Annotated in this window: 22 protein-coding genes; 14 read left to right on the forward strand and 8 right to left on the reverse strand. The window is 61.5% G+C overall.

The genetic code is table 11. From position 1 onward, the window contains the following. The first annotated feature begins 299 nt into the window (after positions 1-299). Positions 300-725 (forward strand): lipocalin-like domain-containing protein, encoded by a 426-nt coding sequence (locus Q1A89_RS13500; protein WP_299728951.1) that lies wholly within the window; start codon positions 300-302, stop codon positions 723-725. Between the two features lie 193 nt (positions 726-918). Here the strand turns inward: Q1A89_RS13500 and Q1A89_RS13505 are convergent, their stop codons facing one another. Next, entirely contained in the window at positions 919-1,410 is a 492-nt protein-coding gene (locus Q1A89_RS13505; RefSeq protein ID WP_299728954.1) for a DUF3291 domain-containing protein, read from the reverse strand. Between the two features lie 121 nt (positions 1,411-1,531). On the opposite strand from Q1A89_RS13505, the gene gpmI reads away from it, so the two are divergent. Genes gpmI through Q1A89_RS13520 form a run of 3 tightly spaced genes read left to right on the forward strand, consistent with a single transcriptional unit; the run spans position 1,532 to position 5,520 of the window. After that, complete coding sequence (gpmI, locus tag Q1A89_RS13510) at positions 1,532-3,043, forward strand: 2,3-bisphosphoglycerate-independent phosphoglycerate mutase (protein WP_299728957.1); 1,512 nt, start codon at positions 1,532-1,534, stop codon at positions 3,041-3,043. Next, positions 3,040-4,173 (forward strand): peptidase M23, encoded by a 1,134-nt coding sequence (locus Q1A89_RS13515; RefSeq protein ID WP_299728959.1) that lies wholly within the window; start codon positions 3,040-3,042, stop codon positions 4,171-4,173. The genes gpmI and Q1A89_RS13515 overlap by 4 nt, the downstream gene beginning before the upstream one ends. Before the next feature lie 6 nt (positions 4,174-4,179). Beyond that, positions 4,180-5,520 carry a S41 family peptidase gene (locus tag Q1A89_RS13520; protein ID WP_299728961.1) on the forward strand — a complete coding sequence of 447 codons (1,341 nt, stop codon included), beginning with the start codon at positions 4,180-4,182 and terminating at the stop codon, positions 5,518-5,520. A 42-nt stretch (positions 5,521-5,562) separates the two neighbouring features. Here Q1A89_RS13520 and Q1A89_RS13525 read toward each other — a convergent pair whose 3' ends face one another. From Q1A89_RS13525 to Q1A89_RS13545, 5 genes are read right to left on the reverse strand one after another with little or no spacing between them, the layout of a single operon-like run. Beyond that, positions 5,563-6,651 carry a mandelate racemase/muconate lactonizing enzyme family protein gene (locus Q1A89_RS13525; RefSeq protein ID WP_299728964.1) on the reverse strand — a complete coding sequence of 363 codons (1,089 nt, stop codon included), beginning with the start codon at positions 6,649-6,651 and terminating at the stop codon, positions 5,563-5,565. Then, positions 6,644-7,537 carry a 2-hydroxyacid dehydrogenase gene (locus tag Q1A89_RS13530; RefSeq protein WP_299728967.1) on the reverse strand — a complete coding sequence of 298 codons (894 nt, stop codon included), beginning with the start codon at positions 7,535-7,537 and terminating at the stop codon, positions 6,644-6,646. The genes Q1A89_RS13525 and Q1A89_RS13530 overlap by 8 nt, the downstream gene beginning before the upstream one ends. A gap of 34 nt (positions 7,538-7,571) precedes the next feature. Continuing rightward, complete coding sequence (locus tag Q1A89_RS13535; RefSeq protein ID WP_299728970.1) at positions 7,572-8,414, reverse strand: fumarylacetoacetate hydrolase family protein; 843 nt, start codon at positions 8,412-8,414, stop codon at positions 7,572-7,574. A gap of 13 nt (positions 8,415-8,427) precedes the next feature. After that, positions 8,428-10,227, reverse strand: coding sequence for an IlvD/Edd family dehydratase (locus tag Q1A89_RS13540; protein WP_299728973.1), 1,800 nt, complete (start codon positions 10,225-10,227; stop codon positions 8,428-8,430). Next, positions 10,224-10,967, reverse strand: coding sequence for an SDR family oxidoreductase (locus tag Q1A89_RS13545; protein ID WP_299728976.1), 744 nt, complete (start codon positions 10,965-10,967; stop codon positions 10,224-10,226). Before Q1A89_RS13545 ends, Q1A89_RS13540 begins: the two co-directional genes overlap by 4 nt. A 116-nt stretch (positions 10,968-11,083) precedes the next feature. Here Q1A89_RS13545 and Q1A89_RS13550 point away from each other — a divergent pair, with 116 nt between their 5' ends. Further along, entirely contained in the window at positions 11,084-11,962 is an 879-nt protein-coding gene (locus Q1A89_RS13550) for an NAD(P)-dependent oxidoreductase (protein ID WP_299728979.1), read from the forward strand. Then, entirely contained in the window at positions 11,959-12,930 is a 972-nt protein-coding gene (denD, locus tag Q1A89_RS13555; protein ID WP_299728982.1) for a D-erythronate dehydrogenase, read from the forward strand. Before Q1A89_RS13550 ends, denD begins: the two co-directional genes overlap by 4 nt. A 408-nt stretch (positions 12,931-13,338) precedes the next feature. Here denD and Q1A89_RS13560 read toward each other — a convergent pair whose 3' ends face one another. Then, the gene (locus Q1A89_RS13560; RefSeq protein WP_299728985.1) at positions 13,339-13,599 is read right to left on the reverse strand and encodes a hypothetical protein; all 261 of its coding nucleotides are present in this window, start codon (positions 13,597-13,599) and stop codon (positions 13,339-13,341) included. A gap of 256 nt (positions 13,600-13,855) precedes the next feature. Between Q1A89_RS13560 and Q1A89_RS13565 the strand changes: the two genes are divergently transcribed. Continuing rightward, positions 13,856-14,275: a hypothetical protein gene (locus tag Q1A89_RS13565; protein ID WP_299728988.1), complete on the forward strand. Its 420-nt coding sequence runs from the start codon at positions 13,856-13,858 to the stop codon at positions 14,273-14,275. Positions 14,276-14,365: 90 nt separating this feature from the next. Here the strand turns inward: Q1A89_RS13565 and Q1A89_RS13570 are convergent, their stop codons facing one another. Further along, positions 14,366-15,001, reverse strand: coding sequence for a GntR family transcriptional regulator (locus Q1A89_RS13570; protein ID WP_299728991.1), 636 nt, complete (start codon positions 14,999-15,001; stop codon positions 14,366-14,368). 199 nt (positions 15,002-15,200) lie between these two features. On the opposite strand from Q1A89_RS13570, the gene Q1A89_RS13575 reads away from it, so the two are divergent. The 7 genes from Q1A89_RS13575 (at position 15,201) to Q1A89_RS13605 (ending at position 23,045) form a co-directional block, all read left to right on the forward strand. Continuing rightward, entirely contained in the window at positions 15,201-16,226 is a 1,026-nt protein-coding gene (locus Q1A89_RS13575; protein WP_299728993.1) for a TRAP transporter substrate-binding protein, read from the forward strand. 100 nt (positions 16,227-16,326) lie between these two features. Further along, complete coding sequence (locus Q1A89_RS13580; protein WP_299728995.1) at positions 16,327-17,169, forward strand: TRAP transporter small permease; 843 nt, start codon at positions 16,327-16,329, stop codon at positions 17,167-17,169. A gap of 3 nt (positions 17,170-17,172) precedes the next feature. Further along, on the forward strand, positions 17,173-18,795 hold the full coding sequence (locus Q1A89_RS13585; protein WP_299728997.1) for a TRAP transporter large permease subunit: 1,623 nt from the start codon (positions 17,173-17,175) through the stop codon (positions 18,793-18,795). Positions 18,796-18,805: 10 nt separating this feature from the next. Further along, positions 18,806-19,750 (forward strand): phytanoyl-CoA dioxygenase family protein, encoded by a 945-nt coding sequence (locus Q1A89_RS13590; protein WP_299728999.1) that lies wholly within the window; start codon positions 18,806-18,808, stop codon positions 19,748-19,750. 9 nt (positions 19,751-19,759) lie between these two features. Continuing rightward, positions 19,760-21,259, forward strand: coding sequence for an altronate dehydratase family protein (locus Q1A89_RS13595; protein ID WP_299729002.1), 1,500 nt, complete (start codon positions 19,760-19,762; stop codon positions 21,257-21,259). Then, complete coding sequence (locus Q1A89_RS13600) at positions 21,259-22,161, forward strand: phytanoyl-CoA dioxygenase family protein (RefSeq protein WP_299729005.1); 903 nt, start codon at positions 21,259-21,261, stop codon at positions 22,159-22,161. Before Q1A89_RS13595 ends, Q1A89_RS13600 begins: the two co-directional genes overlap by 1 nt. Beyond that, positions 22,158-23,045 carry an NAD(P)-dependent oxidoreductase gene (locus Q1A89_RS13605; RefSeq protein ID WP_299729007.1) on the forward strand — a complete coding sequence of 296 codons (888 nt, stop codon included), beginning with the start codon at positions 22,158-22,160 and terminating at the stop codon, positions 23,043-23,045. Before Q1A89_RS13600 ends, Q1A89_RS13605 begins: the two co-directional genes overlap by 4 nt.

The raw sequence follows: 23,045 nt of genomic DNA on the forward strand, positions 1-23,045 counted from the left end.
AGGAAGATGAACTTGGCAGCCATAAAGCGCAGTAGCGGCCAAGTCGGATCGCCATCCCACGGGCTGCCGCTGGCCCGGTTCACGTTGGTGCGCGGGTCAAGGCGGTTTTGGGTTCCCAAAATGCATACAAAGGTCGGCTGAGCGGGACGAAGCTGCCATTTCGGAACACGCCATTGCGTTAAGAATGCGGACCGCAATAGAAGCCAGCCTTGGCTTCAGACAGGTGTTTGCAGGGCCCCTTGTCGCAAAGTGTTTGCGAATTGTACCATGGATGCGGAAAATCGCTCTCTGGAGGTGCCATGGCAGACGCAAGTGCATTGATCGGTTCATGGAAGATGGACGCCTGGACACGCACGTCGGTCGAGACAGGAGAAACTACCGACGCCTTGGGGCCAGCACCAATCGGCTACATTGCATATCATGCTGATGGGAGAATGATGGCAACGGTCTTTCGCCGAGATCGGTCCGCTCCGGGCAACGAAGACTGGTCTAAAGAACAGAAGGCGCAGATGTTCGATGACATGCTCGCTTACGTCGCGTCCTACACGCTCGAGGAGGATCGTGTGGTTCACCATGTAGACGGTGCGTGGAACCCAAAATGGGCTGGCGATGTATCACGTCCGTTCAAGTTAAGGGGGGATCGCCTTGTGATTAGCGGCGCTCCAGGCATCGACCCAGTGACAGGCGAGAAAGTGGTCTACCGAATGGAATTCACCAAGGTGTAGGCCCGTCTTTGGACGCTCGATAAGCAAGGCACCTTCAGGGTGGTACCCAGTCTTTGGTGCACGACGCAGCATCGGTAACTTCGGGCTCTTTGCTGACTTTAGCTATATCACCACTCAGCAAATGGATCTCAACACCGTTGCTCGACTCAACCGACGACCCACTCGCCGGGCCAAAAACGTACCGATTTCACACCTACACCGGCGCCCCAACCGCCGTACGGGGCGTAAACACCGCATCAGACGGACCGTCACGCCGCAATCGCGCGAGTCGATCCCATGCTTCCTCCAGCGACACCCGCGCACCCCGGGGCGCCCACCACAGCGCCAGCGTCGGTCCTTCTGACCGATCCACCCAGCCCTTGAGCTTGCGAATGCCCTCGGCATGCAGCGGCTCGCGATAGGCAAAACGCTGCATCGCGGCCAGATCGCGCCACCCGGCCATCGTCATGATATGCAGGTTCTCCTCGGTCGCTTGCGTCCGCTGCGCCAGGATATCCGTCATCTCCAGATACCGCCCGTCCACGCCGCGCGCACCGTGATTGTGCCAGAACATGTCGCCATCCAGCTTGGCCTGCGCAAACACCTTTGGCAGCTGGCCAAAGAAATACTGCGCATTCGGGTGATCCGCGGTAAACGGGCCGACCGGGCGCACCACGTTCAGGTGCACCAGCATGTGTTCGCTCATCTTCGGCCTCCTTGATACAGGCAAACTGTAAACACCTGCCTCATGTGGGCAAGCGTTCTTCCCAAGCCTGATTGCGCAGGTTAGAAGTCTGGCGAAAGAGCAATCAGAGGTCGTTGAGCATATGGCACCCCCCAAACCCGTCGTTCTGTGCATTCTGGATGGCTGGGGCCTGCGAGAAGAGACGACCGGCAATGCGCCTGCGCTTGCCAACACGCCGACCTATGATGACATCATGGCGGCCTGCCCGAACGCGACCCTGATCACCCACGGCCCGGATGTCGGTCTGCCCCGTGGCCAGATGGGCAATTCCGAAGTCGGCCACACCAATATCGGCGCAGGCCGGGTGGTGGCGATGGACCTCGGCCAGATTGATCTGGCGATCGAGGATGGCAGCTTTTTCCACAACGAACGGCTGACGGACTGGATCGCTGCCATCAAGGCGGCAGGCGGGCGGGCGCATCTGATGGGCGTGATCTCGGACGGCGGGGTGCACGGGCACCTCACCCACATGGTCGCGGCGGCCAAGGCCTGCACGGATGCGGGTCTGAACGTGCTGATCCACGCGATCACCGACGGGCGCGACGTGGCCCCGAAATCCGCGCTCGACTACCTCGCAACCCTCAATGACGCGCTGCCCAAGGGCGCGCGTATCGTCACCGTCACGGGCCGCTATTTCGCGATGGACCGGGACAACCGCTGGGACCGGGTCGAAACCGCCTTTGCCGCCATGGCCCGCGCCGACGGCACCATCAGGGAAAGCGCACAGGTCGCGATCGAGGCAGCCTATGCCAATGAAAAAACAGATGAATTCATCCCGGCCACGGTGATGGATGGCTACAAGGGGGCCAAGGACGGGGATGGCCTGTTCTGCCTCAACTTCCGCGCGGACCGGGCCCGCGAGATCATGGCGGCCCTTGGCGATCCGGGCTTTGACGCGTTTGACCCTGAGGGGCGCCCCGATTGGGCAGGCCTCCTGGGCATGGCCGATTATTCCGAAGCGCACAGCGTCTACATGACAACCGTCTATCCCAAGCCCGAGATCGTGAACACGCTGGGCGCATGGGTTGCCAAGGCCGGCCTGCGCCAGTTCCGGCTGGCCGAAACGGAAAAATACCCGCACGTCACCTTTTTCCTCAACGGCGGTGAAGAGAAACCCGAAACCGGCGAAGAGCGGGCCATGCCCAAATCCCCCAATGTGGCGACCTATGATCTGCAGCCCGAGATGTCCTCAGTCGAAGTCACCGACCGGTTCATCGAGGCCATCGAGGCGGGTTATGATCTGATCGTGGTGAACTACGCCAACCCCGACATGGTCGGGCATACCGGTGATCTGGACGCAGCCATCGCCGCCTGCGAGGCGGTGGATCAGGGGCTGGCCCGCGTCCTGCCCGTGCTCAAGGCGGCGGGCGGGGCGATGATCCTGACAGCGGATCACGGCAATTGCGAAGTGATGATCGACCCCGATACCGGTGCACCGCACACGGCCCACACAACCAACCTTGTCCCGGTGGCACTGATCGGGGCCGAGGGTGAGTTGAATGCCGGACGTCTGGCGGATCTGGCGCCAACGCTCTTGCAGCTAATGGGGCTGGATCAACCCGAAGAGATGACAGGACAAAGCCTGATTGCATGAGACGCCTCGCTGTTCTTGCCCTTTGCCTGCTGGCACATCCCGCATCCGCCCAGGACGATGCGGGCGATCTGGCACGCGCTGCCGGTCAACTGCTGGAAACCGCGTCCATCCAACTGGACGAGGCCAAAAGCGCCCGCGACCGGGTGCGCGCCCTGACCCAGACCGTTCAGGCCTACGAGGCCGGGTTGTCGGCGATGCGCGCAGGCCTGCGCAGGGCCTCGATCCGCGAGGCACAACTGCGCGGCCAACTCGAATCCCGCGACGCCGAAATCGCGCAATTGCTGGCCGTGCTGCAAACCCTGACCCCCGGAGAGGCGCCCACCGCTTTCCTGCATCCGGACGGGCCAAACGGAACTGCACGGGCCGGGATGCTGCTGGCCGAACTCACCCCGGCGCTGAACCAGCGGGCCGAACGGTTGCGCAGCGATCTCGGTGACGTCGAAGGCTTGCGCCTGCTGCAGGAACAGGCCGCGCAGCAACTGCAATTGGGCCTCAGCGAAGTGCAGTCCGCCCGGGCGGAACTCAATCAGGCGATGGCCAACCGCACCGACCTGCCGCAGCGCTTTACGCAGGACCCGGTGCGCACCGCGATCCTGATCGACTCGTCCGAGACGCTCGATGCGTTTTCCAGCGGGCTTGCCGAGATTGCAGCGGATGACGCGGGCTGGTCTCCGCCGGATATCGAGGATCAGATCGGATCCCTGCCGCTGCCGGTGCGCGGGCTTGTCCTGCGCCGCGCGGGTGAACCGGATGCCGCGGGCGTCACGCGCCCGGGCATTCTGCTGGCCACACGGCCCGGCGCCTTGGTCACCGCACCGACAGCGGCCACGTTGCGCTATGTGGGACCACTCCTTGATTTCGGATCGGTGACGATTCTCGAACCGCGCCCCAGCACGCTGCTTGTGCTGGCGGGCATGGGCGTCAGCTACGGCGAGGCGGGTCAAATCATCGCAGCAGGCACCCCTTTGGGCCTGATGAGCGGCCTTCCTGAGCAAGACGATGCAGATGCGTTGTCAACTCGTGGTGAAGGGGGTGGCGCTGACCGCTCGGAAACGCTCTATATAGAAGTTAGACAAGATGACGTGCCTTTGGACCCGCAAACATGGTTCAGCATTGACAAGGATGGGTAAACGGGAATGAAAAAATTCGTTATGGCCGCGCTGGGCGGTACATTGGCGGGGGCTATCGCTACGACGCAGATCGCTGGCCCTTTGCTGGCGCAAGAAAGCAAGTCCAACGCAAGCGTCTATGAACAGCTTGACCTGTTCGGTGACATCTTTGAGCGCATTCGCAGCCAATATGTCGAAGACGTCGAACCCGGCGAACTGATCGAGGCGGCCATTGACGGCATGCTCACCTCGCTCGATCCACATTCCAGCTATCTGTCCCCCGACGATGCGGCAGCGATGCAGGTCCAGACGCGCGGTGAATTCGGCGGTCTTGGCATCGAAGTGACCCAGGAAGAAGGGTTCATCAAGGTTGTGTCCCCCATCGACGGCACGCCAGCGGCCGAGGCCGGGATCGAGGCGGGCGACTTCATCACCCATGTGGATGGTGAATCGATGCTTGGCTTTTCCCTCGACGAGGCCGTCGACCGCATGCGCGGGCCGGTGGGTTCCGAAATCATCATCACCGTGGTGCGCGAGGGCGAGGTCGAACCGTTCGACGTGCCGATTGTGCGCGACACCATCGAGCTTCAAGCAGTGCGTGCCCGCACCCAGGGCGAGACCGTGGTGCTGCGCATCACGACTTTCAACGACAAGACGACGCCAAACCTGATCTCCAAACTCGAAGAAGAGGTCGAAAACCTCGGCGGAATGGACAATGTCGACGGCTTTGTCCTCGATCTGCGCAACAACCCCGGCGGTCTGTTGACACAAGCCATCCGCGTCTCCGACGCCTTCCTCGAAAAGGGCGAAATCGTATCCACCCGTGGCCGCAAGCCCGAAGATGGCGACCGCTTCAACGCCACGCCGGGTGATCTGGCGATGGGCAAACCGATTGTGGTGCTGATCAACGGTGGCTCTGCCTCGGCTTCTGAAATCGTCGCCGGTGCCCTGCAGGATCATCGCCGCGCGATTGTCGTCGGCACCAAAAGTTTTGGCAAAGGGTCCGTGCAGACCGTCATGCCGCTGCGCGGTGAAGGCGCGATGCGCCTGACCACAGCGCGCTATTACACGCCCTCGGGCCGCTCGATCCAGTCGCTGGGTGTCAGCCCGAACATCGTGGTGGAACAGCCGCGCCGCACGCCCAACACCGGCGAAGAGGACGAGCCCGCAAGTGCTGTCGGCCAACGCTCCGAAGCGGACCTGCGCGGCAGCCTGAACAACGACTCGCTCAGCGATGACGAGATCCGCCAGATCGAAGAGGACCGCGCCAAGGCCGAAGCCGCCGCCGCCCTGCGCGAAGAGGACTATCAGCTGGCCTATGCCATCGACATCCTCAAGGGGCTGAACGCCCTCGGTCCGGAAAACTAAGACAGATATCAGGGCGCGTTCCGTCGCCGGGACGCGCCCGATTTACAGCGTGACTTCGTGCGGGGTCAGTTGTCCCCAGTCAAATTCCACCCCGATCCCCGGCACATCCGGCGCAACCGCCATGTGGTCGCGGATGACCAGCGGTCGCTTGGTACAGCGATCAATGGGAAAGCTGTGCACTTCGAGCCATCCGCCGTGGGGTTGCGAAGACACCAGCGACACGTGCAGCTCCTGCATCCCATGGCTGCACACCGGCACGCCCGCCTCGGCGGCCATCTTGGCGACCTGCAACCAGCCCGTAATCCCGAGGCAGTTGGAGGCATCAGGCTGGATGAAATCCACATGCGGCATCGCACGAGCAAATTCGTGCATCGTGTGCAGGTTTTCGCCTTGGCTTACGGGCACACCCGTGGCCGCGCGGATCTTGGCATAGTCCTCAAACGCATCCGGCAGGATCGGTTCCTCGAACCACGTGATGTCATAGGGTTTGAAGGCGCGGGCCATGGCGATGGCCTGATCGACCGTCATGGAATAATTGGCATCCACCATAAACGTCACATCCGGGCCAATCAGCGCACGCACCGCCGCGATGCGCTCCACATCCTCGGCTTGGGTAGGTTGCCCGATTTTGATCTTGACCGCGTTATGGCCGCGCTCCAGATAGCCCCGCACGCTGTCCAGCAGCTTGGGCAGATCAAAGCCCAGATCGATCCCGCCCGCATAGGCGCGACAGCAGTCTGATGCAGCGCCCGCAGCGTGCAACAGCGACTGCCCAGCCCCTTTCAGCCGCGCATCCCACAGTGCGATATCGACCGCCGACAGGGCAAAGCTGAGGATGCCGCCCCGGCCCACATAATGCATATGCCAGTCCATCGCCTCGGTCAGGGCTTCGACGTTCTCGGCATCCTGCCCGATCAGGAACGGGGCCAGATCATGGGTGATCATCGCCGCCGTCGCATGCCCGCCGCGCCCACCATTATAGGTATAACCGGTGCCCGTGCGCCCATCCAACAGGGTCACAGTCGCCGTCACCAGATGAAAGTGAAAGTGGTCGCCATGCCTGGCGTCCACCAACACTTCATCCAGAGGCACCTCGAACAGGCGCGCCGTGACGGCCGTGATGTCAGCCATTCAGATGCGCCGTTTCCGGGACTGGCGTATGCACCTTGCCGGTCTGCAAATGAGCAATCAGGTTGTCCACCACCAGCGCGCCCATGGCGGCACGGGTTTCATGGGTGGCCGAGCCCACATGGGGCAACAGCACGACATTGGACATGGATTTGAGGGCCTCCGGTATCTTCGGCTCCGCCTCGAACACATCCAGCGCGGCATAACCCAACCGCCCATCCTGCAGGGCCTGCACCATGGCCGCTTCATCCACGACAGACCCGCGCGAGACGTTGATCAACGTGCCTTCAGGCCCCAGCGCATTCATCACCTCTGCATTGACGATCCGGTGGGTCGACGGGCCACCCGGCGTGATGCAGATCAGCACCTCCACCGCCGATGCCATCTCGGTCAGACTGGCATGGTAGGTGTAAGGCACATCCTTCTTGGTACGGGTGTGGTAGTGGATGTCGGCGTTGAACGCCTCCAGCTTGTCGGCAATCGCCTGCCCGATCCGCCCCAGCCCAAGGATGCCGACGCGGCGATTGTCCGCACTCCGCGACAGCGGCGCCCCACCCTGTTCCCAGCGACCCGAACGGGCATGGGCCTCGTCCGCGAGGAAATTGCGAAAGCTGGCGAGCATCAGCAGGATGGTGGTGCTGGCGACCTCGGCGTTCAGCACATCGGGGGTGTGGGTGACCAGAATACCGCGCTCGGCGGCCGCCTTGGTGTCGATGGCGTCATAGCCGACACCATAGCAACTGACCATTTTCAGGTTAGGACAGGCGGCCATCACATCAGCAGGCACACCATCATGGCCGTTGGTGGCGATATGGGTGATCGCTTCGGCGGGGTAAGCGCTTTCGCTCAGCTTGTGGATTGTGAAATGCTCGGCCAGACGGTCGCGCATGGTGTTCCCGTTAAGAGGACCGATTTGCAAAAGATCAGGCATCCATCTTCACTTCCTGGCGCTGGCGGCCCAACCCCTCGATTTCCACCTCCATCACATCGCCCACAGACAAATAAGTCGGCGGCTTCATCCCCATACCCACGCCAGGAGGCGTCCCGGTGGTGATGACGTCACCGGGATGCAGGGTCATCAGACCGCTCAGATGTTCGATGATTTCAGCGACGGTAAAGATCATGGTCGCGGTGGTGCCCGTCTGCATCCGATTGCCATTCACGTCCAGAGACATGGCGAGGTTTTGCGGGTCAGGCACCTCATCACGGGTCACAAGATACGGACCCGTAGGGCCAAAGGTGTCGCAGGATTTGCCCTTGGTCCACTGACCCGTCAGCTGGGTCTGGAAATGCCGCTCGGACACGTCATTGACCACGCAATAGCCCGCCACATAATCCAGCGCGTCTTCTTTGGGGACGTATTTGGCCGCTTTGCCGATAACGACGCCCAGCTCGACCTCCCAATCGGTGTGGGTCGATCCGCGCGGCATCACGACGTCATCAAACGCACCGACAACCGCCGAATTGGCCTTGAAAAACAGGATCGGGTGTTCGGGAATGGCCGCTCCGGTTTCGGCAGCATGATCCGAATAGTTCAGACCAATGCACAGAAATTTGCCGAAATGACCGACGCAAGGGCCAAGGCGCGGGTTGCCCTCGACCGCCGGAAGGGTCGTTGGATCAATGCTGCGCAGCCGGTCCAGCATGTCGTCATCCAATGTGTCGCCGGTCACGTCGTCGATCACGCCGGACAGGTCGCGCAGGGTCTCACCATCCATCAGGCCTGGCCGTTCACTGCCTGCCTCCCCAAATCTCACGAGCTTCATGTCTCTTGCCTTTCTAGTGATTGTCGCGCGGCATGTGGCGCCGCGAAATGTCCTGATATTCGGTCGACCCGCGCAGGGTCATGCCCTCGTCAAAGCGGCCGACACGGTCGCGGAAAATCTCCTGCCAGGGGCTTTGGTTCTCGGGCACAGGATATCCGCCTGCGGCCAAGATCGCCTCGGCGCGGGCCTTGAGAACCGTGTCCTCGACCAGCATGTCCGCCGTGCATTTGCGCAGATCAATGCGCACCATATCGCCGTTTTCCAGCAGCGCGAGGCCCCCGCCATCTGCCGCCTCGGGCGAGGCGTTCAGGATCGACGGGCTGCCGGAGGTGCCCGATTGCCGCCCGTCACCCACGCAAGGCAGCGCGTTGATCCCCTGTTTCAGCAGGTAAGACGGCGGGCGCATGTTCACCACTTCGGCGCCGCCGGGATAGCCCTTGGGCCCCGCACCGCGCATGAACAGGATGCAGCTGTCGTCGATATTTTCTGCCGGATCGTCGATGCGATGGTGGAAATCCTCGGGCCCGTCAAACACCACGGCGCGCCCTTCAAAGGCGTCCGGGTCATCCGGGTTGGACAGATAACGCGCGCGGAAGGCGTCGGAAATCACCGAGGTTTTCATGATCGCGCTGTCAAACAGGTTGCCGGTAAGGTTGATAAAGCCCGCGTGCTCTTTCAGCGGCTCCGAGACGGGACGGATGACCTTGGTGTCCGCACTGCGCACATCACCACAGTTCTCGCGCATCGTCTTGCCATTGGCGGTGATCGCGTCCGGATGGGGCAGCAGGTCAGCGGCGATCAGCTCGCCGATGACGGCAGGCACGCCGCCCGCATGCTGGTAATCCTCGCCCAGATATTCGCCCGCGGGCTGCAGATTGACCAGCAGCGGCACATGGTGGCCAACCTGTTGCCAGTCATCATTGCTCAGCGGCACGCCAAGGTGCTTGGCCACGCCATTCAGGTGGATCGGCGCATTGGTCGACCCGCCAATGGCAGAGTTGATGACAATCGTGTTTTCAAAGGCTTCGCGGGTCATGATGTCGGATGGACGCAGGTCTTCCCACACCATATCGACAATGCGGCGCCCGGTTTCATAGGCCATCTGGCCCCGCTCGCGATAGGGCGCCGGGATCGCGGCGGCCCCCGGCATCTGCATGCCCAAGGCCTCGGCCAGCGAGTTCATCGTGGTTGCCGTGCCCATCGTGTTGCAATACCCAACGGAGGGGGCGGAGGACGCGACAAGCTCCATGAACCCGTCATCGTCAATCTCGCCCGCGGCCAGCATCTCGCGCGCTTTCCACACGATGGTGCCCGACCCGGTGCGCTCGCCGCGGAACCAGCCGTTCAGCATCGGACCAACCGACAGGGCGACAGCGGGGATGTTCACAGTGGCGGCGGCCATCAAAAGGGCAGGCGTGGTCTTGTCACAGCCGATGTTCAGCACCACGCCGTCCAGCGGATAGCCAAACAGCGTCTCGACCAGCGACAGATAGGCCAGATTGCGGTCCAGCATGGCGGTCGGGCGCTTGCCCGTCTCCTGAATCGGATGCACCGGCACTTCGATGCACGTCCCGCCAGCGGCGATGATCCCATCGCGCACCCGCTTGGACAGCTCAAGGTGGTGGCGGTTGCAGGGCGACAGGTCGCTGCCCGTCTGCGCAATCCCGATGATCGGCTTGCCCGACTGCAATTCCGCCCGCGTCAGCCCGTAATTCAGATACCGCTCAAGGTAGAGGGCCGTCATTTCCGGATTGTCCGGGTTCATGAACCATTTGCGCGACCGTAAGTCTTCGATACCGATTTTCTTTGTCATTGGCCTGACCAGCCTCCGTCGATGATATGGGGATGTCCTGTGGTGAACCCGCTGTCGTCGCTGGCAAGATAGACCACCAGCGCGGCGATCTCCTCTGCCGTGGCGACCCGGCCCATGGGCTGGCGGGATACAAATTGGGTGAGGGCCGCGTCATAGCTGCCCAGCTCTTCACCCAGGGCCTTGACGCGATCATGCCAGCTGGGGCTTTCGACCGTGCCGGGGCAGATGCAATTGCAGCGGATGCCCTGCTTGATGAAATCGAGCGCGACGGATTTGGTCATGCCGATCACCGCCGCCTTGGTGGTGCCATAGATGAACCGGTTGGGCGCGCCGATCACGGACGAACAGGCCGATGACATGTTGATGATCGACCCATTGCCGCGCTCGACCATACCCGGCAGGGCGGCCCGGATCGTGCGCAGCATCGAGCGGACATTGAGATCAAAGGCAAAGTCCCATTCGGCATCCGTCGCATCCAGCACCGTGCCGTGATGGACAAAGCCCGCGCAGTTGAACAAAACATCGGGCTGCGCACGGGCCACGCCCTCGGCCACACTGGCGTCATCCAGTGCATTGAGCACAAAGGTTTCGACACCATCCGGCATGCCCGCCAACAGGTCTGCATTCACGTCCGTGGCAAAGACCTGCGCGCCCTCTGCGGCCATCGCAAGGGCGCTTGCGCGACCAATGCCCTGGCCTGCTGCTGTCACAAGTGCACGCTTTCCGTCCAAACGGCCCATAGTCTCCCCCCATTCTCATCAGGTGTTGCGCATCGCCAAAGGCTGCGTTTTGGTGGGACCGTAGGATAAGCCGTTCGCGTTGACCAGACGTCACGGCAAAATGGGGAGTATGAGGGATGGCAACGCAAAAGGTGGCCCTGCTGGGCACCGGGCTGATGGGCTTTCCGATGGCGCGAAATCTGGCACAGGCGGGCATGGATGTGACGGTCTGGAACCGGACACGGGCCAAGGCCGAACCGCTGGCCGCGTACGGCGCGCGGGTGGTCGACACAACAACCGAGGCGGTCACCGGGGCGGATGTCATCATCACGATGATGAGCGACGGACCAACGGTTCTGGCCGTCATCGACGACGTCAAACCGGCGCTGAGCGAAGGCGCGCTCTGGATCGACATGTCCTCGGCCAAGCCGGGCGAGGCACGGGCGCAACGCGATGACCTCGCATCCTTCGGCGTGGCCCATATCGACGCCCCTGTATCGGGCGGAACCAAAGGGGCCGAGGCTGCGGCCCTTGCCATTATGGTGGGCGGAGCGGCGGATGACGTGGCCCGCGCAGAACCCGTGCTCAAGGCGATGGGCCGCCCTGTGCATGTGGGTCCCTCCGGCACCGGCCAGCTCTCTAAGCTGTGCAACCAGACCATCGTGGCCGTCACCATCGGCGCCGTGGCCGAGGCGATGCTGCTCGCTCAGGAAGGGGGGGCCGACCCCGCCGCCCTGCGCGCCGCCCTCAAGGGGGGCTTTGCCGACAGCACCATCCTGCAACAACACGGCGAACGCATGACGACCGGAAATTTCGAACCTGGCGGACTCTCGAAATTCCAGCTCAAGGATCTCGACAATGTGCTGGTCGAGGCCGAATCAGTGAACCTGCAATTGCCGATGACCCAAGGGGTGCGCGACCGTTTTGCCCATTTCGTTGAAAACATGGACGGGGCGGACCGCGATCATTCCGGCCTCTACCTCGAACTGCGCGCGCGCAACGGGATGGACACATGATGCGGGTTCTGATCCTTGGCGGCGGCGGCATGGTGGGCCAGAAACTGGCACACAAGCTTGAGGCCGAAGGGCTCGATGGCACCCCCGTCCAACTCACCCTGCATGACATGGCCTTTCCCGAAGGCGGGGCCGGAACGGACCGGCGCGTCGGCAACCTGTCAAACGCGTCCGAAGGGGCCGCACTGGCCGCTGAACGCTTCGATGTGATCTATTTCCTCGCCTCCATCGTGTCGGGCGAGGCTGAAACCAACTTCGACCTCGGCTGGCAGGTCAACCTCTGGCCCATGTGGCATTTCCTTGAGGCCCTGCGCGCCCAGCACCGCGCCACCGTCGGCGCCTATGTGCCCCGCGTGGTCTTTACCTCTTCCATCGCCGTCTTTGGCGGGCCTTACCCGGACAAGATCGGCGACGAATTCCTGACCTCGCCGCAAACCAGCTATGGCGCGCAAAAGGCGGCGTGCGAATTGCTGGTGCAGGATTTCTCGCGCAAGGGATTCATCGACGGCATGTCCCTGCGCCTGCCCACAATTTGCGTGCGGCCGGGCAAGGCGAACCTCGCCGCGTCCTCCTTCTTTTCCGGCATCATCCGCGAACCGCTGAACGGGCAAGAGGCCATCCTGCCCGTCCCCGACACCGTGCGCCACTGGCACGCCTCGCCGCGCTCGGCGGCGGGCTTTCTGGCGCATGCCGGCACGCTCGATACTGCCCGCCTCGAAAACCGCCGCGCCTTGAACCTGCCGGGCCTGTCCTGCACGGTCGCCGAACAGATCGAGGCCCTGCGGGACGTGGCAGGCAACAACGTGGTGGCCCTGATCAAACCCCAACCAGACGCGGCGATTGCCAAAATCGTCGACGGCTGGCCCCGCAACTTCGCCCCCGTCCGGGCCAAAGCGCTGGGCTTCGTGGCCGAAAGCACCTTCCGCGAGATAATCGACGTCTATGTGGCCGAGGATTTGCCGGAGCGGTGAGGGAGGGAATGATGGTTTTGCGGGACGAAGCACCCGTTCGAACGACACACCGCCCAGCCCGGAATCAAGCCGCAGGCGCCGGGCAATCGCCAGCCCGTCCGGCGGGATGGCGATATGACGCCCTTGGCGAACAGCTGATCGGGAAGATGTACTTGGCAGCCATAAAGCGCACCAGCGGCCCAGTCGGATCGCCCTCCCACGGGCTGCCGATGGCACGGCTTGCGTTGGTGCGAGGGTCTAGGCGGGGTGGCCGCAGTTCCAAGGCACAGGTTAAGGGCTGCGTTGCGGGACAAAGCGGACCTTCACAATGACCCAGCGAACAGCTGCTTGCGGGAATTCACAACAGCAGGACAAGCACGCTCTGTGACGCTCGAGAAAGCGTCGCAGAAACGCAGGTTCCAAGGGGTTCTACCGCACCGGCACTGAATACAACACATACCCGTCGCGGCGCCCGACTTCGACTGCGCCTGTATCAATTTCAAAGACACCTAAATTCTCCGCATCTTCGGGGCAGGCAACCAAATCGGCCGCGTCGTCCAGGAACTGATTTGTGAAGGCGTCTTCGCCCACACGGCGGCAGATATCTCCCTTGAAACGGTATCCATCTCCGAAAATCGGCAGCGTTGTTCCGCTGACCGGTTCGGGGGTGGGGGTGCATGCAGCAGACAAGAACAAGAGAGCAAGTAAGAAACGAGACATGGCAACAATCCATCAGTTGGAAATCCGTACGGCGAGCATATCACAGTCCAACAGCGTATAGGCGGCAGACCGCCACATTGGACGGCGGGGCATACTTGATGAGGACTGTCAGATTGGGCTCAAAACCGCTCTTCGCAGTGCAGGTCTTAACTTCCGCGTCCCGTTTTTCCCTCTCGGTGAGCCAAGTAAAATGACAGCAGGTGGCGCGATCTGATACGTGCAAAGTATGTTGATCGCCTGGCTCGAAAAAATTGAAAGTTCAAAATACACGCGGGTGCTAGTTCTCGTCGCCTTCGTTCTGCTGATTGTTATGGTCCTTCTCAAAGGAAGCTTAGGCAATACGCTTGCTGCTCTTGTGCTTGTCGTGGTGTGGTTCGGGAGCGCATGCGCAGGCATTGTAATGGGCGGTATGCTTGCGCGGCTACTCAACACTCAGGTCCTGAAAAAACCAGCGAAATTTGCCAAGCGGCTGGCCGCAAGTTTTTCCTGCTTCGGGTTTTTGTTTTTGCCAGCACTCGTCGGTTTCGCGGCAAACCTAACTCTGAACGCCGACATCGCTATGTACGCGCTTGGAACGCACTTTCTTTGGGCTATCGTGGGTGGCGGTCTGTTTTTCGCAATTGGTGGGTCTGTGTCGACGAACTGACCGACCAAGAAACGTTAACACTTGGTAAATCGACCTCTGTAACCCATTGAAATTGTTAGCGCGTCAAGCTGTCCCGGCGTGGGACACGCTCTAGGCTGTCAGATGCCGCGCCAGATGGTCGTGGATTTTCTGGCGGGTCAGCGCCTCGTCCCCGGACAGGGCGGCATCCAGAATCTGCTGGTGGTGCTGGATATTGCCCGAGATGAAATCGAAGGCCCGGTCCTCGACCATCAATTGCTGGCGAAACCGGCAATAAACCTGATGGTGCGTGTCGCGCAGGGACTCCGATCCGCAGGCCGAAATCAGGGTCTGGTGAAACTGCCGCTCGGCATCGAACCACAGATCAACAAAGGGGTCCCGATCGGTCGCCGTTTGCAGGCGCATCTCAAGATGGCTGAGTTGGTGATGGGCGGCCGTCAGGCGAGCCTCCCACGCAACGCCACCCAGACGGATCGACATGACGGTGCCCTCGGCCTCAAGCAGGACACGCAGATGGGTCAGCTCGTTCAGAACCTGCGGCGACTTTTCCGGCACCCGAAACCCGCGCTGCTCACGAAATTCGACCAGACCCACGGTCGCGAGGCGAAACAGGACCTCGCGGATGGTGCTGGCTGAACAGCCGAACTCCTGGCGCAAATGCTCGGCGCGCACCTTTTGACCGTGCTGGAACCCGTTCATCATCAGCCGGTGCATGAGGGTTTGGTAGATGTCGGCGTTGTGGATCAAGCGGCACCAAAGTCGTGGACGTCTGCACGTATTCCTAAATCACAAAATCACGAAATTCCAATAAAATCTCAAAAATATCCCATATTTTTCGTTTTTTGTTGTCGTGTGCCAAATCTCCCCTTAGCCTCTTTCGTACAGAGCGTAAAAACGGGCTCAAGACCCATCCGTGCGCAATGGAAAATTTGTCTGGGAGGAAATTATGACATTCATGAAGAAGGCGGCATCTGTCGCCGTCGCTGCCACGCTTGCAGCAACAGGAGCGATGGCAGACGGCCACGCTGTCACCAAGCTTCGCATTCAGACGCACTATGCGCCTGAAACCGTGTCGGGCAAACTGGCCGCACAATATATGGACGACATTCAGACAATGTCTGGCGGCGGCATCGAAGTCGAAATGTTTTACAGCTCGTCCGTTGTGAAATCGGTCGAAACATTTGACGCGGCTGCCACAGGCATTCTGGACTGCGACATGACGGGTGGCGGCTATCAGACCGGCAAGAACTCGGCGTTCCAGTTCGTGGGCGACATCATGGGTGGCTATGAAACGCCCTATCAACAGCTCAGCTGGCTCTATTTCGGCGGTGGTCGCGAAGCGGCGGCGCCTCTGTACAACAAGTACGGCATGGAGCTGATCGGCTGGTGGGTCTATGGTCAGGAGAGCTTTGCCTCGTCCAAGCCGATCGAAAAGGTTGCCGACTTCAAAGACTGGAAATTCCGGTCGCCCCCCGGCATGGAAACCAAGATCTTTGAGAAACTCGGCGCCTCGCCCATCGTGATGGATTTCACCGAGATTTTTACCGCTCTGGAAACAGGCATCATCGACGGTGCGGACGCATCTGGCCTCGCCAACAATGTTGGCCTCGGTCTCTATGACATCGTGAAATATGCCAACTTCCCCGGCTTCCACTCGATGCCTTCGGATCACCTGGCGTGCAACAAGGCCGTGTTCGACGCGATGCCCGAAGCGCACCAGACCATCATGAAGGTCGCCATGGAAGCACTGGCACTGCGCACCGCCCTGACGTTCGAGAAGAAGAACGCCGAAGCGGCTGCTCAACTGCGTGCGCAAGGCGTGACACTGAGCCAGTGGGCACCTGAAGAGCTGCAGAAGTTCCGCGACGCAGCACAGGCCACATGGCCCGAGTTCGCCGACACACCAGAAGCCAAGGCACTGGTTGAAGCGCACCTGAGCTATCTGACTCAGCTGGGCCTCGTGTCCAAGTAAGCGATGACGCTGACCCGGGGTTCCGCTACGGCGGGACCCCATCCACCCAAAGGCGCACGGCAAGACGCGCCAGGGATTTTCTGAACAGGGGGATAGTGAGATGCAGGTGCGCTCAGGCACTCTGGTTGAATGGCTTGTGCCAATGGCGTTCATTTTTGTCACTGGCTGGGTGGTCTGGCATATGCCCGCCTTCACCCTCGACTTTTACCCACCCACTGATCCTTCCGAATTCGACAAACTGTCTGCCTTGTTTGGCCGCGTCGATGTAACCCCCGATACGGGCGGACTGTTTGGCGGCACTGCGGACATATTTGACTGGCTGGCCCTGCTATGCATCCCCGTCCTGATCTATTTCGGCGTGCGCACCGTACGCCGCGCCGGAATGGAATTCGAAAGCTGGAAGCCGGCAGACCGTTTGGCCGTCTTCATCGGTCGCGTCACCATGATGCTGATCGTGTGCCTCACCTCGGTGATGCTGTATGAGGTGCTGCTGCGCTATGTGTTCGAGGCGCCAACGCTCTGGGCCAATGAGCTGTCGCTGTGGCTGGCCGGGTTCGTGTTCCTGTGCGCCGGGCTTTATGCCATGCAGCAGCGCAGCCATATCCGGATTGTCCTGCTTTACGATGCCGTGCCACGCTGGCTGCAACGCGTCTTTGACAGCATTTCCACCATCCTGATCGTCACCTTTGCCTTCTTCCTGATCTATGGCGGCTATGGTGAGGCGTTCGACAAGTTCTACCGTTGGGAGACCTTCGGCACTGCCTTTGACCCACCCATTCCTGCCACGCTGAAACCCATGGTTCTGCTGATTGTCGGGTTGGTCGCCATTCAGGCGGTCGTGAACCTGATCTCTGACTGGAACAAGGAAGAGGTCCACTACGGTGGCGAGGACCTTGACGAAGAAGAGATCGCGCGCATCAAAGCCCAAGTGGCAGGGGACTGATCCATGGATATCGGTACAATCTCTCTGGTCCTGATGCTGGGCCTGATCCTGCTGCTGGCCATCGGCATGCCGCTGGGCCTTGCGTCCGCCGTGCTGGCTGTGCTCGTGCTGGTGATGAAATTCGAACCCGACCTGCTGCTGGCCCCCTGGACCTTTGGCGAAGGTATTCTGACCGGCAGGCCCGGATCGGGGCCGCTCAATATCCTTGCGCAAAAGATATATGGGCTCTTAACGGACTATGTCCTCATATCCATTCCGCTGTTCATTTTTATGGCGGCTCTGCTGGAACGCTCCGGCATCGCCAAGGAAATGTATTCGTCCCTGAACGTCTGGCTGAACCGCACCCGCGGCGGCATTGCCATCGTGACCTCAATCATGGCTGTGATCATGGCCGCGATGTCGGGCATCATCGGGGGTGAGGTCGTTCTGCTGGGTCTGATCGCGCTGCCGCAGATGCTGCGACTGGGCTACAATCAGAACCTCGCCATCGGTGTGATTTGTGCCTCTGGCTCCCTCGGGACCATGATCCCGCCCTCCATCGTGCTGATCATCTACGGGCTGATCACCGAAACCTCGATCAAGGCGCTGTTCACCGCGTCGTTCATCCCGGGCTTCATGCTGGCCTCGTTCATCATCATCTACATCATCATCCGCACCCAGCTGAAACCCGAAGACGCCCCGCTGCCCGAACCGGTTGAGGGTGACCCTGCGGGGAGTGAAAAGGCCGGGCTGTTCTTTGCCTTCCTCAATGTGCTGGTCGCGGGGTTTGGCACCGCCCTGTTCCTGCGCGCCTGCTTCTTTGAGTTTTCCGGCTCCAACGCGGCCAATACAGGCGATGCGGCATTCTGGGGCACGTCTGAATTCATCTACATCTTCGGCGCAATGGTCGCGGTCAGCCTTGGTCTGGCCTTCTTTGTCTTTGGCAAGGACCGTACTGCCACAGGCTGGTCCATGGGCAAGGGGCTTGTGCCGCCCATCGTCGTGATCGGCGTCGTCATGGGGTCGATCTATGGCGGCATCACCGGGATTACCGAGGCGGCTGGCATGGGCGCGGCGGCTGTCTTTGTCATCGCGCTGTTGCGGGGCGAGGCGTCGACCGAACTGGTCTGGGACGCGCTGATGCGCACGCTCAAATCCACGGGCACCATCATCTGGGTGACGATCGGGGCGGCAACGCTTGCGGGGGCCTATACCATCGCTGGCGGGCCGACCTATGTGGCCGACTTCATCGTCGGTTCGGAACTGCCCACAATGCTGGTTATCCTGCTGATGATGCTGATCCTGCTGTTCATGGGGGCGTTCATGGACTGGGTCGGGATCGTGCTGCTGATCATCCCGGTGTTCCTGCCCATCGTACTGCGCCTGCCGCTGGACGAGATCGGCCTGTTCGGCGAGCTTAACCCCCGCCATGTCGCGATCTGGTTCGGGGTGGTGTTCTGTATGAACATGCAGGTGTCGTTCCTGTCGCCCCCGTTTGGCCCGGCGGCCTTCTACCTCAAATCCGTGGCCCCGCCGCACATCACGCTGACTGACATCTTCAAAGGCTTCCTGCCATTTATCGGAATCCAGCTGATCGCCCTGTCCGTGCTGCTGATCTATCCGCCCATCATATCCATCCTGTTATAGGAGAGGTGCGATGCTGACCGACGCCCAAGTCAGGCAATTCAACACAGACGGGTATCTGGTCATCGAAGACGTGCTGCCCGCCTCTGTGTTGGCAGCGGTACGGGCCGAGTATAGCGACCTTCTGGATGGGCTTTATGCCGGTTGGCAGGCCGAGGGGCGCGTGCCCGATGGCGCGGGTCTCGATTTCTGGGGCAAGTTGAGTGCGGCCTACGGTTCGGGATGCGACTGGTTCCAGCCGATGGACATCAGCCTGCCGGGCGACGACATCGCGCCGGATTGCCCGATGCACTTTGGCTCGGCAATCTTTGATCTGGTCATGCATGAACGCATCCTCGATCTGGCCGAGGCGCTGATTGGCCCCGAACTGACGCTGAACCCGATCCAGCACGTGCGGATCAAACCGCCAAGTCCCCAGCTGGCGGCGGATGAAACCCGCGCACATATCACGAAAACTGACTGGCATCAGGACCGCGCCGTCGGGCTGGAAGAGGCAGACCAGACCGACATGGTCACCGTCTGGGTCGCAATCACGGATGCGACGCAGGAAAACGGCTGCCTGCAGGTGGTGCCCGGGATCGGGGCGGGCATGCTGCCGCACTGCCCGCAGGTGCAGACGGCCATTGCGCCCAAATATCTCGACACCGACCGCGCGGTGCCTTTGCCCGTGCGCGCCGGGGGCGTGGTGCTGTTCCACCCGCTTGTACCACACGCCTCGTTGCCGAACCTGTCGGACGAGTTCCGCTGGTCCTTCGATCTACGCTTCAGCAAGACCGGACAGAACACGGGGCGCGAACACTTCCCCAGCTTTGTCGCCCGCAGCGCAACCGCGCCGGACAAGGAACTGCGGGACTGGACGGTCTGGCGCGATGCGTGGTTTGATGCACGTGATCGTCTTGCCACGACGCCTCATATCCCGATCCACCGCTGGGCCTCTGACGCGCCCTATTGCGCCTGAGAGGGCCCCATGGACTTCATCCGCCTCGACCCCGCAGACACCGTGGTCACCGCCGCCCGCGCCCTCGAAGTGGGCGTGCCGATTGAGGACGCAACCACCCGTGCCCTGATCCCGTCGGGGCACAAGATCGCCACCCGCGATCTGGCCCGGGGCGACGCCATCCGCAAATACGCGCAGGTGATCGGCTACGCGGCCGGGGACATTGCCGCAGGGGATCACTTGCACACCCATAATGTCGAATTCCGCGCGACGGACGTGGAATACGAATTCGGCACCAACCTGCGCCCCGCCACACCGGCCACGGGCGATACATTTATGGGCTATCGGCGCGAGAACGGGCAGGTCGGCACGCGCAACTACATCGCCATTGTGACGTCGGTGAACTGTTCGGCCACAGCCGCGCGCATGATCGCTGCCCATTTCACACCCGAAGTGCTTGCCGACTATCCCAACGTCGATGGCGTTGTTGCCTTTGTCCACGGCACCGGCTGCGGCATGGCCGATTCCGGGGACGGGTTCGAGGCGCTGCAACGGGTCATGTGGGGTTATGCCCGCCACCCCAACCACGCCGCCGTGCTGATGGTAGGGCTGGGGTGCGAGATCAATCAGATCGACTGGCTGCTCGAGGCGTGGGGGCTGAAACAGGGGCCGACCTTCAAGACCATGAACATCCAGTCCGTCGCCGGGTTGCGGCGCACGGTCGAGACGGGGATCGAAAAAGTCAGCGCGATGCTGCCCATCGCCAATCAATCCACGCGCACGGAATGCCCGGCCTCGGCGCTCAAGGTGGCGCTGCAATGCGGCGGCTCGGATGCGTGGTCCGGCATCACGGCCAACCCCGCCCTTGGCTATGCCACCGACTTGCTGGTGGCCCAGGGCGGCACCGGGGTGCTGGCCGAAACGCCCGAAATCTACGGCGCCGAGCACCTTCTGACCGCGCGCGCTGCTGATCAGGCCACGGGCGAACGGCTGCTCGGCCTCATCAAGTGGTGGGAAGACTATACTCTGCGCAACAAGGGCAACATGGACAACAACCCCTCGCCGGGCAACAAGGCGGGCGGGCTGACCACGATCCTCGAAAAGTCGCTCGGGGCTGCGGCCAAGGGTGGAACAACCCCGCTGACCGGCGTCTACAAATACGCCGAGATCGTAAAGGCAACCGGCTTCACCTTCATGGACAGCCCCGGCTATGATCCGGCGAGTGTCACCGGGCAGATCGCCGGGGGGTGCAACCTTGTGTGCTTTACCACCGGGCGCGGCTCTGCCTTTGGGTCCAAACCGGCCCCGACGATCAAAGTCGCGACGAACACGGACATGTACAATCGCATGACCGAAGACATGGATGTGAACGCAGGCGCAATGCTGAGCGACGGTGTGTCGCTCGAGCAAAAAGGGCGCGAGATCTACGAGCTGTTCCTGCGCATCGCGTCCGGAGAGAAAAGCAAATCCGAGGCCCAGGGTCTTGGAGATTATGAATTTGTCCCCTGGCAGATTGGCGCGGTGATGTGATGGAATGTCTGACCCCTGAGCAAAAGTCCCACTTTGAAACGCATGGCTATCTTCTGGTCGAAAACCAGATCCCGCCGGATTGGCTGCAAAAGATACGGGACGAGATCACCCGGTTCGAGGCCGAAGCGGCCACGATGACGGCCAGCAACGACCGGCTCGACCTCGAAGACAGCCACACGGCAGAGGATCCCCGGCTGCGCCGGATCAAGCTGCCGCACACGATATCCGACGTGATGCGCGAGCTGATGTATTCCGATTATGTGCTGGCCCCTGCACGCGACCTGATCGGTCCGAACCTGCGGCTGCACACCACCAAACTGAACATGAAATCGGCAGGCTATGGCGCGGCGGTGGAATGGCATCAGGACTATGCGTTTTACCCCCACACCAATGACGACATTCTGGCGATTGGCATCTGCATCGACGACATGGCGGCGGAAAACGGACCGCTGATGGTCTATCCCGGCTCGCACAAGGGGCCGGTCTATGATCATCACGTTGACGGAGTCTTTGCCGGGGCGATGCTGCCGCAGGAAAATGGGCTGAACCCCGACGATGCAGTGCAATTGACCGGCCCGGCAGGGTCGATCAGCATCCATCACGGGCGGATCGTGCATGGCTCGGCGCTCAACACATCGGACCGTGCCCGGCGCATTCTTTTTTACGAGATGATGGCGGCAGATGCTTTTCCGATCATGGGCAGCATGACCAAGTGGGACGGGATCGCCGATTACAACACCCGCATGCTCTGTGGCGAGCCGACGCTGACACCGCGCCTCAAGGACATCCCGATCCGCATCCCGCAACCGCAGCCCGATGTGCCGATCTCGATCTACGAAATCCAGAAGGGGCTGAAAACACGGGCCTTTGACACCATTCCTCAACCGGAGAAACAGACATGAGCAAACCAACAATCGGATTTATCGGACTGGGCCTGATGGGTGGCGCCATGGTGGGCCGGTTGCAGGATCAGGGATACGCGCTGACGGTGCTCGCCAACCGCACTCGGACCTATGTCGATCGGGCCGTGGCACGCGGCGCAAGCGAGGTCACAACCGCCAAGGCCCTCGCCGAAGCCTCGGACATCGTCATGCTGTGCATGGACACATCCGCCAATGTCGAAGGCCGGATGCGCGGCGACGAGGGTGTGATCGCGGGGCTGAAACCGGGGGCCGTGGTGATCGACTTTGGCACCTCGCTGCCTGCTTCGACAAAGGCGCTGGGGACCGAGGTCGCCACCGCCGGCGGGCAATACCTTGATGCCCCGCTGGGTCGCACGCCGTCTCATGCCAAGGACGGGCTGCTGAACATCATGGGCGCGGGCGACAAGGCCGCCTATGACAAGGTCAAACCCGTACTCGACGATCTTGGGGAAAACGTCTTTCACCTCGGCGCGCTGGGCTCGGGGCATACGATCAAGCTGATCAACAACTTTTTTGGGATGACCGTGGCCAACGCGATGTGCGAAGCCTTCGCCATGGCGGACAAGGCAGGTGTGCCGCGTCAGGACCTCTACGATGTGGTCTCGGCCGGGCCGCTCAAATCCGGCATGATGGATTTCGTCAAAGGCTATGCAGTTGATGGCGATCCCAATCACCTCGCCTTCGCGATCAAGAACGCGGCCAAGGATGTCGGATATTACGCGCAGATGGCGTCGGATGCAGGGGTGGAATCGATCATGTCCAAATGTGCGCTCAGCGCGCTGAGCGACGCGCGCGACAGCGGACGGGGCGAAGACATGGTCAGCCAGATGGTCGACTTCTACGCCGACCGGTTCAAGGGGTAA

Origin of the sequence: uncultured Tateyamaria sp. (assembly GCF_947503045.1) — a bacterium.
Classification (GTDB): domain Bacteria; phylum Pseudomonadota; class Alphaproteobacteria; order Rhodobacterales; family Rhodobacteraceae; genus Tateyamaria.

Bases quoted from the DNA above. Each gene is read 5' to 3' on its own strand.
- Q1A89_RS13500 (WP_299728951.1), top strand. From the start codon at position 300: ATGGCAGACGCAAGTGCATTGATCGGTTCATGGAAGATGGACGCCTGG.
- Q1A89_RS13505 (WP_299728954.1), bottom strand. From the start codon at position 1,410: ATGAGCGAACACATGCTGGTGCACCTGAACGTGGTGCGCCCGGTCGGC.
- gpmI (WP_299728957.1), top strand. From the start codon at position 1,532: ATGGCACCCCCCAAACCCGTCGTTCTGTGCATTCTGGATGGCTGGGGC.
- Q1A89_RS13515 (WP_299728959.1), top strand. From the start codon at position 3,040: ATGAGACGCCTCGCTGTTCTTGCCCTTTGCCTGCTGGCACATCCCGCA.
- Q1A89_RS13520 (WP_299728961.1), top strand. From the start codon at position 4,180: ATGAAAAAATTCGTTATGGCCGCGCTGGGCGGTACATTGGCGGGGGCT.
- Q1A89_RS13525 (WP_299728964.1), bottom strand. From the start codon at position 6,651: ATGGCTGACATCACGGCCGTCACGGCGCGCCTGTTCGAGGTGCCTCTG.
- Q1A89_RS13530 (WP_299728967.1), bottom strand. From the start codon at position 7,537: ATGCGCGACCGTCTGGCCGAGCATTTCACAATCCACAAGCTGAGCGAA.
- Q1A89_RS13535 (WP_299728970.1), bottom strand. From the start codon at position 8,414: ATGAAGCTCGTGAGATTTGGGGAGGCAGGCAGTGAACGGCCAGGCCTG.
- Q1A89_RS13540 (WP_299728973.1), bottom strand. From the start codon at position 10,227: ATGACAAAGAAAATCGGTATCGAAGACTTACGGTCGCGCAAATGGTTC.
- Q1A89_RS13545 (WP_299728976.1), bottom strand. From the start codon at position 10,967: ATGGGCCGTTTGGACGGAAAGCGTGCACTTGTGACAGCAGCAGGCCAG.
- Q1A89_RS13550 (WP_299728979.1), top strand. From the start codon at position 11,084: ATGGCAACGCAAAAGGTGGCCCTGCTGGGCACCGGGCTGATGGGCTTT.
- denD (WP_299728982.1), top strand. From the start codon at position 11,959: ATGATGCGGGTTCTGATCCTTGGCGGCGGCGGCATGGTGGGCCAGAAA.
- Q1A89_RS13565 (WP_299728988.1), top strand. From the start codon at position 13,856: ATGTTGATCGCCTGGCTCGAAAAAATTGAAAGTTCAAAATACACGCGG.
- Q1A89_RS13575 (WP_299728993.1), top strand. From the start codon at position 15,201: ATGACATTCATGAAGAAGGCGGCATCTGTCGCCGTCGCTGCCACGCTT.
- Q1A89_RS13580 (WP_299728995.1), top strand. From the start codon at position 16,327: ATGCAGGTGCGCTCAGGCACTCTGGTTGAATGGCTTGTGCCAATGGCG.
- Q1A89_RS13585 (WP_299728997.1), top strand. From the start codon at position 17,173: ATGGATATCGGTACAATCTCTCTGGTCCTGATGCTGGGCCTGATCCTG.
- Q1A89_RS13590 (WP_299728999.1), top strand. From the start codon at position 18,806: ATGCTGACCGACGCCCAAGTCAGGCAATTCAACACAGACGGGTATCTG.
- Q1A89_RS13595 (WP_299729002.1), top strand. From the start codon at position 19,760: ATGGACTTCATCCGCCTCGACCCCGCAGACACCGTGGTCACCGCCGCC.
- Q1A89_RS13600 (WP_299729005.1), top strand. From the start codon at position 21,259: ATGGAATGTCTGACCCCTGAGCAAAAGTCCCACTTTGAAACGCATGGC.
- Q1A89_RS13605 (WP_299729007.1), top strand. From the start codon at position 22,158: ATGAGCAAACCAACAATCGGATTTATCGGACTGGGCCTGATGGGTGGC.